This is a genomic window from Maritimibacter harenae, assembly GCF_009882975.1.
GTDB lineage: Bacteria > Pseudomonadota > Alphaproteobacteria > Rhodobacterales > Rhodobacteraceae > Maritimibacter > Maritimibacter harenae.
This window is the reverse complement of sequence record NZ_WTUX01000019.1, coordinates 704,202-713,796: the sequence shown is the minus strand read 5'-3', so window position 1 is coordinate 713,796 and position 9,595 is coordinate 704,202. Positions and strand designations below refer to the sequence as shown.

General features: G+C 65.7%; 8 protein-coding genes. 6 read left to right on the top strand and 2 right to left on the bottom strand.

Going from position 1 to position 9,595, the window contains the following annotated elements:
• Positions 1–45 precede the first annotated feature (45 nt).
• The 4 genes from GQE99_RS18160 to GQE99_RS18145 all read left to right on the top strand — a co-directional run bounded on the left by GQE99_RS18160 (position 46) and on the right by GQE99_RS18145 (position 3,187).
• The gene (locus GQE99_RS18160; protein WP_161353169.1) at positions 46–468 is read left to right on the top strand and encodes a cupredoxin domain-containing protein; all 423 of its coding nucleotides are present in this window, start codon (positions 46–48) and stop codon (positions 466–468) included.
• Complete coding sequence (locus GQE99_RS18155; RefSeq protein WP_202530886.1) at positions 468–1,196, top strand: beta-propeller fold lactonase family protein; 729 nt, start codon at positions 468–470, stop codon at positions 1,194–1,196. Before GQE99_RS18160 ends, GQE99_RS18155 begins: the two co-directional genes overlap by 1 nt.
• A 34-nt stretch (positions 1,197–1,230) precedes the next feature.
• The gene (locus tag GQE99_RS18150) at positions 1,231–2,379 is read left to right on the top strand and encodes a type 1 periplasmic-binding domain-containing protein (RefSeq protein ID WP_161353167.1); all 1,149 of its coding nucleotides are present in this window, start codon (positions 1,231–1,233) and stop codon (positions 2,377–2,379) included.
• Positions 2,372–3,187 (top strand): ABC transporter permease, encoded by an 816-nt coding sequence (locus GQE99_RS18145; RefSeq protein ID WP_161353166.1) that lies wholly within the window; start codon positions 2,372–2,374, stop codon positions 3,185–3,187. Before GQE99_RS18150 ends, GQE99_RS18145 begins: the two co-directional genes overlap by 8 nt.
• Here the strand turns inward: GQE99_RS18145 and GQE99_RS18140 are convergent.
• The gene (locus tag GQE99_RS18140) at positions 3,174–3,980 is read right to left on the bottom strand and encodes a hypothetical protein (protein ID WP_161353164.1); all 807 of its coding nucleotides are present in this window, start codon (positions 3,978–3,980) and stop codon (positions 3,174–3,176) included. The genes GQE99_RS18145 and GQE99_RS18140 overlap by 14 nt on opposite strands.
• Before the next feature lie 551 nt (positions 3,981–4,531).
• On the opposite strand from GQE99_RS18140, the gene GQE99_RS18135 reads away from it, so the two are divergent.
• Both GQE99_RS18135 and GQE99_RS18130 read left to right on the top strand, forming a co-directional pair.
• Entirely contained in the window at positions 4,532–5,236 is a 705-nt protein-coding gene (locus GQE99_RS18135) for a response regulator transcription factor (RefSeq protein ID WP_161353162.1), read from the top strand.
• Between the two features lie 160 nt (positions 5,237–5,396).
• Entirely contained in the window at positions 5,397–6,152 is a 756-nt protein-coding gene (locus GQE99_RS18130; RefSeq protein ID WP_328794188.1) for a redoxin domain-containing protein, read from the top strand.
• 9 nt (positions 6,153–6,161) lie between these two features.
• Here the strand turns inward: GQE99_RS18130 and GQE99_RS18125 are convergent, their stop codons facing one another.
• Positions 6,162–9,470, bottom strand: coding sequence for a PAS domain-containing protein (locus GQE99_RS18125; RefSeq protein ID WP_161353159.1), 3,309 nt, complete (start codon positions 9,468–9,470; stop codon positions 6,162–6,164).
• Positions 9,471–9,595 lie beyond the last annotated feature (125 nt).

Below are 9,595 nucleotides of genomic sequence, written 5' to 3'. Positions count from 1 at the left end.
AGCCCGGAGCACATCTAACCNNTCCCGTGAAAAGGGAGGTTTATGATGAAGAGACTTGTGTGCGGCACGGCGTTGGCCATCGCTGTTACGATGCCTGTCGCGACGCTTGCGGAAGGCAACCTGGCCTCCGACGCGACGCGGCTCGAGGACATGGTCATCGACAGCGCGGCACTCACGCTTTCGGTGAACGAATTCGAGCTCGAGACCGGCCAGTATTACCGCTGGCGCATCGTCCATGACGGCGGCGAGGAGTTCCAATTCATGGCGCCTGACCTGTTCCGCAATTCCTGGGTCAACCAGGTCGTCATCAACGATCTCGAGGTGAAGCCTCTTGGCCTTCACTCGGTCGAGTTCGACGACGCGGGCACAATCGACATCTGGTTCGTCCCGATCCGCCCGGGCAACTACGACTTCTACGTCCCCGGCTACGAGGAACGCGGCATCGCCGGCACGTTCGTGGTGCGCTGATGAAGAACGGCATCTTCGCTTTCTGTCTGGCCGCCGGGCTCGCANTGGCCTGCGGCGACGACGACGTGATCGACGTGATCGATGTCGAGACGCTGGAGGTGGTCGACCAGATCCCGACCGGGCCCAGCCCCGAGGTCTTTGCCTTCTCGCCGGACGAGCGGTTCATGTATGTCTCCAACGAGGAGGACTCCATGCTCGAGGTGATCGAGATGGAAAGCCGCATCGTGGTCCATGACGTGCCCACCGGCGCCGAGCCGGAGGGGGTGATCCAGACCGACGACGGGTCGACCGTCTACGTGACCTCGGAAGTGGCCGACATGGTCCACGTCGTCGATCCCGAGGCGGGCGTCGTCACCGACAACATCATCGTAGGCACCCGGCCCCGCCGCTTCGTGCTCACCCCGGACACGAACGAGCTGTGGGTTTCGGCCGAACTGTCGAGCGAGATCTACGTGATCGACCGCGAAACGAACGAGATCAAGGACGTTCTGGAATTCCAGCCGCCGGGCTTTCGCCCCGTGGACGTGACGCCCGTGGGCATGGCGCTGACCGAAGACGGAGAGACAGGGATCATCAGCCTGGGGCGCGCCAACCACATCGCGATCATCGACGCGCATACCAAGGAGCTCGAGGATTACGTGCTGGTGGGCGAACGCGCGTGGTCGGTCGCGCTGAACCGCGACGAAACANGTCCATCCCGGTCGGACGCGTGCCGCACACGGTGGTGATCGACGACTGATGCGCTGGTTGTTTCCCCTCCTCATGGCCTGTGCGCTGGCCGGCCCCGCCGGGGCGCAGGAGGCGCGCGAGGTTCGGCTGGGCTACCTCAGCCTCGAGGACGACCCGCGCTTCGACGAAGACTTCGCCTATGCCCGCATTCCCCTGCGCCCGCAGGGCAACACGCGCACCGGGGTGGAGCTCGCGATCGAGGACATGAGCTTCCTGCTCGACGCCCGCGACATGAGCGTGACCCTCGACGGGGACCGCGTGACGCAGGATGCGCTGCTCGAGCGGGCCCGCCAGATGGTGGCGGACGGGGCGCGCTACATCGTGCTCGACCTTCCGGCCGCCAGCGTCGCGGCGCTGGCCACCGAGCTTGCCGATACGGAGGTCACGCTCCTCAACACCACCGCACCCGAGGATGCGCTGCGCACCGCGTGTCATGCCAACCTTCTTCACACGGCCGCCTCCGACCGGATGACCTCGGACGCGCTGATCCAGCACCTTGTGAAGCAGAAGTGGACCAACGTGCTCAGCCTGCACGGCGAACCCGAGCGTGACCAGGTGCGCGCGCAATCCTTCGCCGAGGCGGCGGCCCGGATGCGTGTCGACATCATCGAGACCCGCGAATTCGACCTCTCCACAAATCCGGCGCGGCGCGAGGAAAACAACATCATGCTCGTGACCGGCGGCGTGGGCGATTACGACGTGATCTTCATCGCCGACGATTTCGGAGAATATTCCCGCTACGTCGAATACCAGACGGCCCTGCCCCGCCCCGTGATCGGCGCCACCGGGCTGGTCGCGCTGGAATGGCACTGGGCCCTGGAGCGCTACGGCGCGCCGCAGGTCAATTCGCGGTTCGAGGACCGCTCCGAAGACGGCCGGCGCATGTCCTGGCAGGACTGGTCAACCTGGATTGCCGCACGCGCGGTGCTCACCGCCTACACCAAGGCACGCGAGCCGGGACCCGACGGGGTCGAGGCGTTCCTGCGTTCCGAGGATCTGCGGCTCGACGGATCGAAGGGCGTGCCCATGTCTTTCCGACCCTGGAGCGGGCAGATGCGCATGCCGATCCTGCTGTCCACGCACAACGCGATCATCGACATCGCCCCGATCGACGGGTTCCTGCACAAGACCAACACGCTCGACACGCTGGGCCAGGACGAGGCCGAGTTCACCTGTGACTGAAGCCACCCGCGCCAATTACCTCCTCGGGCTCTATGCCGTCACCGAACGCGAGGTGCTCAAGTTCGTGCGCCAGCGCGAGCGGCTGATCTCGGCCATCGTGCGCCCGTCGCTGTGGTTGTTCATCTTCGCGACAGGCCTTCAGAACCTGCTGGGCATCTCGATCATCGAACCCTACGAGACCTACACGCCCTACCAGGAGTACATCCTGCCGGGGCTGTGCGGCATCATCGTGCTCTTCCAATGCATGCAATCCGCGCTTTCGATGGTCTACGACCGCGAGGCGGGGGTGATGCGCGTCATGCTGGTCAGCCCCCTGCCCCGGTCATTCCTGCTCTTCGCCAAGATCCTCGGGGCGACGATCCTCGCGGCCGGGCAGATCTACGTCTTCCTTGGGCTCGCGGCGGTCTTCGGCTTCTACATGACCGCCTGGGGGATGTTCTACATCCTGCCCGCGATCTTCCTGACCGGGCTGATGCTGGGCTCCATCGGGCTGCTGATCTCGGTCTACGCCCGCCAGATCGAGAATTTCGCGGGCATGATGAACTTCGTGATCTTCCCGATGTTCTTCATGTCCTCGGCCCTCTACCCGCTGTGGAAACTGCGCGAGAGCGGGGCCGAGGCACTGTTCTGGATCGCGAGCTTCAACCCCTTCACCCACGGCGTCGAGCTGATCCGCTTCGCCGCCTACGGCCAGTTCAACGCGTTGTCCGCGCTCGTCGTCGCCGGGGTCGCGCTGGCGGCCTTCGCGCTGGCCGCCTGGGGTTACGATCCCTCGCGCGGGGCGATCGGGCGCATCAAGCGCGGCTGACGCGCGCCCGCCGGATCGCCGTCACTAGGAGCAGCGCAAGGGCCGCAAGCGCCGCCACGGTCACCGCGGTCAGCATCCCCGCCACCAGCCAGCGCGCCCAGGGCCGCACCTGGAGCTCGGAGCCGTTCCAGCGGGTCGAAGCCTGGTAGGTACGCACCGCACCGCGCACCCCGGCGTCAGCCCCAACCCGCATATCCGACGCACGCCCCGAGATGACGCCCGGGTCGGCGGCGAACCAGACCGAGATCGTCTGCGCCGCGCCCGGCTCCATCCGCCCGAGCGTGACCGAGGCCAGCGCGTCGTCGTGCTCACCGAGCGCGAGCCGTTCGCCGTCCCGCTCGGCCCGGAGCGCTGTCGGAAGGGTCATCGCCACGTCTTCCAGCGCCGTGTCGCTGCGGTTCGTGACGGTGACGCGTCCGTAACTGTGGTAGTCGGCGAAGGCGATCACGCTCCCCAGCCCCTCCATTTCCTGCACCATGCGGCGCACGACGCCCGGATTCACCAGCCGCGGCACGGCCCGATCCCGCAAAAGCGCGTTGCCCTCGTCGCCCAGCAGGATGTTGAGCGCCAGGTCGTTCTGCGACCTGTTCTGCATGCGCGCGACGAGCTCCTTCGAGATCACCACGGGGTCGATGTTGTAGTCGGAGGGCACCGCCACCTCGTTCAGGACCACGTCCGCGGTCAACGGTGTGCCCCGGACCTGTTCCCAGCGCCCGGTCATGACCATGAGCGCCGCGATGCAGGACATCGCGATGGCCGCACTGGCGATGGCAAAGAAAATGGTACGCGACATAATAACTCCTCCCCTGCAGGGCCAGTTTTCCCCGCTCCCGAAAGGTTAGAGCATGACCGCCCCCCGGTCCATCGACGTGCGCCCCCGCGGGGCGGATGCGGCGACGCGACGTCACGGCGGGACCCTGTATTTCACGGGCGTCCACGAACCGGCAGGTCGTCGGCCCCTTTTCCCGTATCAGGCGACTCCGCCTGCGTGGCCCGGACCGGTGGCGGACTGGTGCCCTCCCAGTGAGACACGGAATTTTTCCCGATAATTCAAACGACAACAGGCCTCCCCACCCCGCAAAATGGACGGGATTTCCAATTGACACACGACATATTGGGTGTGACCACAGGACACGGAGCGGTTGTTTGCCGACGGACTTCGGCGCGCGTTGCCTCGAGCGGGCAAGTGTGTCACCTGTTTTTACTTGCACCGGCGAATCATATTTTTGTCGCCGGACCCGGCGATTGCCGGGCGCACAACCGGGCGAGGCGGAGCTTTGCGTACGGTGGTTTGTTTAGACGTCTTTCCTGTTGATCAACACCTGAACCCGGCCGAGGGACGCCATGACAAATCTCGAGATCCTGATCCTCGAAGATGATTCCATCGTGCAGGACATCCTCACGGAAGGCCTGCGCGCGGACGGTCACAGGACGCGGTGCTGCTCGAACGCGCAGGAATTCTATGCGATGTTCCAGCAGGACGTGTTCGACCTGTTCCTGATCGACGTGAACCTGCCGGACGGCGACGGCTTCGACATCGCCCGCGACCTGCGTCCGCAGACGAACGGCGGCATCATCCTTGTCACCGGCCGGCGCGACGAGATCGACACGGTGCTCGGGCTCGAGGTGGGGGCTGATGACTATATCTCGAAGCCGTTCCGCATGCGCGAGCTGCGCGCGCGGGTGAAGGCCGTGTCGCGGCGCATCCCGGACGTACGCGAGCAGCCCCAGGCGCCCGAACGGCGTTACGAGGTCTGCGGGCTCACCATCGACCGCGGCGCGCGGACGGTGCGCCAGCCCGACGACTCGACCGTCGATCTCACGACGCTGGAATTCGACCTGCTGGTCGCGCTGACGACCCCGCCCAACGTGGTCCTGTCGCGCGAGGAAATCATGAACCGCCTGCGCGGGCCCAACTGGTCCGCCTACGACCGGACCATCGACGGGCTGATCGGGCGCCTGCGCGCCAAGCTCTTCAGCGACCGGACCGGACGCGAAGTGATCAAGACGATCCGCGGGGCCGGTTACATGTTCTCCGCGGAGACCTGATTAAGGATTTTGTTCAAGTGATTGAATAATGACGTGTAACGGCTGTTTAATTGCCGGAATCCCGACGCAATTCAAACAATCTTGAAAACATTAACGATTTGATTGGAAATTTCTGACGCCATTCGTCGATAGACCGTTCGCTACAACAAGTGCATGGCGAATGAAAGGGTGGTTTTCCATGACTATGCAATTCTTCGCGCCGCGCGGGGCAGACGGCTCCCCGATGCGTATTCCCCAATCATTTCGCCGCACGGTGAAATGGCTGCCGCAAATCGGGGACATCTTTCCGCGGTTCGTGGTCGATTCGACGCATGGCCTCCTGGATTTCTGGGACTGGGCCGACGGGCACTGGGTGCTGCTGTTCAGCCATCCGGCCGCAAATACGCCGGTCTGCACCACGGAGCTGGGATCCATCGCCGCCAACCGGGCGGATTTCGAGGCGCTGGGCGCCAAGGCGCTGGGACTCACCGTGTCGTCCATCGACGAGCAGGTGGCCTGGCACAAGGACATCGAGGATTTCTACGGCGAACCGATCTGGTTCCCCACGGCGCACGACCCCGAGGGGGCGGTGTCCGAGGTCCTGGGGATGAACCACGCCAAGGAGCACACCGAGTGGCCGATCCGGAAATCCTTCATCATCGATCCGCAGATGCGCATCCGGATGATCTTCGAATACCCGATCTTCATCGGCCGGAGTATCGAAGAGACGCTGCGCGTGATCGAGGCCCTGCAGCTGCGCGACAACACAGGTGCGGCGACACCCGGGGACTGGCTCGACGACGACCCGGTGATCATCGCCGATGATCGCTGCGAACTCGAAGTGGTGCGCACCTTCGGCTCGGTCTCGAAGATGCTGCTGCCCTACCTGCGCGTCGTGCGCACGGACGACAAACGGTTCAGGATGCGGACGCGCTGACCGCCCGCATCACCCGGCGAGGATTTCGTTCAGCTTCTGCTGCAACGCCTCGCGCCGGTAGGGCTTGACGAGCAGGTCGATACCCGGTTCCAACCGGCCGTCGGACATGAACGCGTCCTGCGTGTATCCCGAGGTGAACAACACCTTCAGGCCGGGATGACGCGCACGCGCGATCCGCGCGAGTTCGTCCCCGTTCATGCTTCCAGACATCACCACATCGGTGAACATCAGCGTCACGTCGGGCTGATGCTCAAGGTATTCCAGCGCCGCATCCGCATCCTCGGCGACCGATACCTCGTGGCCAAGGCTTTCGACCAGTTCCACCGCATGTGCGCGGAGCGCCGCATCGTCCTCGACGATCAGGATATGCGCGACCGGCGACGCGCCGGCATACGCCGCCTCCTTCCCCCGCGCGGCGGGCGCTTCGCTCAAGGGCAGCAGGATGCTGACCGTCGTGCCCCTCCCCGGCTCCGAACAGATGCGCGCGTGACCGCCCGATTGCTTCACGAAGCCATAGATCGAACTCAGGCCAAGACCCGTGCCCTTCCCCGGCTGCTTGGTGGTGTAGAACGGCTTGAACGCCTGCTCGCGCGTTTCCGCGCCCATCCCCGCGCCGTCGTCGATCACGTGGATCGCGACGTAGCGACCGGCGGGCCGGTCGTCGCCGTCCGCGCCGGGCGTGCCGTCGTGGTCGATCGCCTCTGTCCGGATGGTGATCGTCCCGCGCTCGCCCGTCGCGTCGCGGCTGTTGAGCACGAGGTTGAGCAGCGCCGACTGCAGCCGGCCCGGATCCGCCAGCACGTCGGCCTGGGGCGCGTTCAGGTGGTGGTGGATCTCGATCCCCGCGTCGATCCCCTTGCGGAAAAGCGGCAGGGACTGCGAGATCAGCGTGTTCACTTCCACCGGCTCCGGCGTGAGCGGCTGTCGCCGGGAATAGGCCAGCAGCGCGTCGACCAACTGCGCCCCCTGCTCGGCCGCCTGGATCGTGACGCGGGCCATCTTCTGCTGCCGCGCGTCCTCCAGGTCTTCGAGCAGAAGGTCGGTCGTGCCCAGGATGATCGTCAGCAGGTTGTTGAAATCGTGGGCGATTCCGCCGGTCAGGTGCCCGATCGCCTCAAGCTTTTCGGCCTCGATCAGTCGTTGGTCAAGCGCCCGGATGCGGGTCACATCCGTCATGCCCGCCACCATGCGCACGGCCTTGCCGGTCCCGTCCCGGATGACGAAGGCGCGTTCTTCGATGATCGAGTATCCGCCATCGGCGTTGCGCACCCGGTACTCGCCCGACCAGGTCACGCGATCGCTCTGGATCGTTTCCTCCAGGCTTTCGCGGATCCGCGCCTGGTCGTCAGGGTGAATGCGCGCCATCGAGGCCTCGAACGTCGAGGGCTCGTCGGAGATGTCGAAGCCGAAGACGTCCTCGTAATTGTCACTGAGCCAGAACGAACCGGTTTCGATGTCCCAGTCCCAGATCACGTCGCTGCTGGCCCGGCTGATCAGGCGGAAGCGTTCCTCGCTTTGAAGGATGCGCTCCTCGTAGCCCTTGCGCTCGGTGATGTCGCGGTGGATCGCCACCCAGTGGCGCACCTTGCCCTGCGCGTCCCGGATCGGGGTCGTGCGCAGTTCGAACCAGCGTCCGGCCCGGTCGCGGGTGCGGGTGAAGAGCTCCGCGCGTCCCGGCACGCCACGTGCGAAGGCGCGTTCGATGTTCTCGATCCCGGGCGCGTTCACCGTGTCCTTGTTTAGGAACCACGGCAACTGGCCGATCACGTCGTCCTTCGGAATGCCCAGCTGCCAGGCGAAGGCCGGGTTGACGTAGATGGTGCGCGCGTCCTGCGGCCCGCCGTCGGGACCCGTCTCCACGATCGCCACGATGTCGTCGGTGCTGTCCACCGCCGCTTCGAGGAGTTCGAGCCAACGGCGCGTGCGATGTTGCGCGCTGACGTCGGTGACATAGATCGCGACGCCTTCGGGCAGCGGATGAATGTTCGCTTCGAGGAACGTGCCTTCCGACGGCTCGTACTCGACAGCGACCTGGGATTTGCCCGACTGCATCGCCGCGTGGCATTTGCGCTCGAACACCGAGCCGCGCGCTTCCGGGAAAGCCTCCCAAAGGTCGTGGCCCATCAGCTCTTCCGGCTCATGTCCCGTCAGCCGGGCCGCGCGCCGGTTGACGAAGGTGAAGCACCAATTGCGGTCGACGGTGACGAACCCGTCGCCGATCGCCGACAAGACGCTCTCGAGTTCGGCGTTGCGCCGGTCAGCCTCTTCGCGGGCCTCGACCAGGTCGGTGACATCCTGAACCGCGCCCTGCACGGCCGTGATACGGCCATCCGCGTCGTATTCCGGCTCACCGATGGTGCGCACGGTCACGGCGTCGCCGTCCTCCCGTATCATGCGGAAGGTGTCGTCGAAAGGAACGCCCTCGGCCACACAGGCCCTGAACAGCCGGGCGATCTTCTCCCGGTCGCGCTCCACGTAGGGCGCCATCGCCGCCTCGGGCGTGATGGTGTCGACCTCTTCGAGTCCGCGGATCCGGGCCGTGCCTTCCGTCCAGGTCTCGAGCCCCGTGGCCACGTCGTAGCGCCACCCGCCGAAATGCGCCTTCTCCGCCGCCATCCGCGCGAGCGCCCCGCGCTGCTCGGCGATCTCCTGGGCCTCGCGCTTCTTCTCTTCGGCCTGCATGAGGCGCGTGATGTCGCGGACCGTGCCCACGGCGAAGCGGTCGCGGCCGGCTTCGTCCCGCACGACCTCGGCGCGTTCGCGCAGCCAGATCTCGTCCCCGTCGGGCCGCACGATCCGGTACTCGAGGTCGATGGCGCGCTCCGCCAGCAGCGTCGCGCGCGCCGCTTCCACCCGGTCCCGGTCCTCGGGGTGCAGACGGTCGCGCAGCGCTGCGGCGTAGTCTTCCAACGCTCCGCCGTCGCAGCCCAGGATCTCGCGGATCTCGCTGCTGGTCGACCCTTCGCCGGTGTCGAGGTCGCGCTGCCAGCTCCCGAATTCACCGACGCGTTCAGCGCGTTCGAGCTGCAGCCGCAGAGCGCGTTCGCGTGACAGAACGCCGGTCATGCGCGACTCGTGGCGGTCGACCATCCACTTGAGCACGGCCGAGCAGACGACCACGAAGAACAACCCCTTGAGCGTCTGGAACAGCTGGCCCTCGTCACCCGTGCTGATCGTCCCCACGAGGTAGTCGCCCAGCAGGATCCAGGGCACGGACAGGAGCAGGAACACCACCGTAACGCGCGAACCTGCCGACAGGCGCCAGGCGCGGGTGTCCTCTTGGGTGACGTCATGGGTCATTTCGGAATCGTAGATCATTCGCGCCGTCGGCTCCACCGGGTGCGGCGATGGCCAGGCCGGACCGTGGCCAACGCGGACCGGACCGGCAGGCGCCGCGGGACGCCACGGCGATGACACGAGACATTCCGAAAGGATAGGTGAAA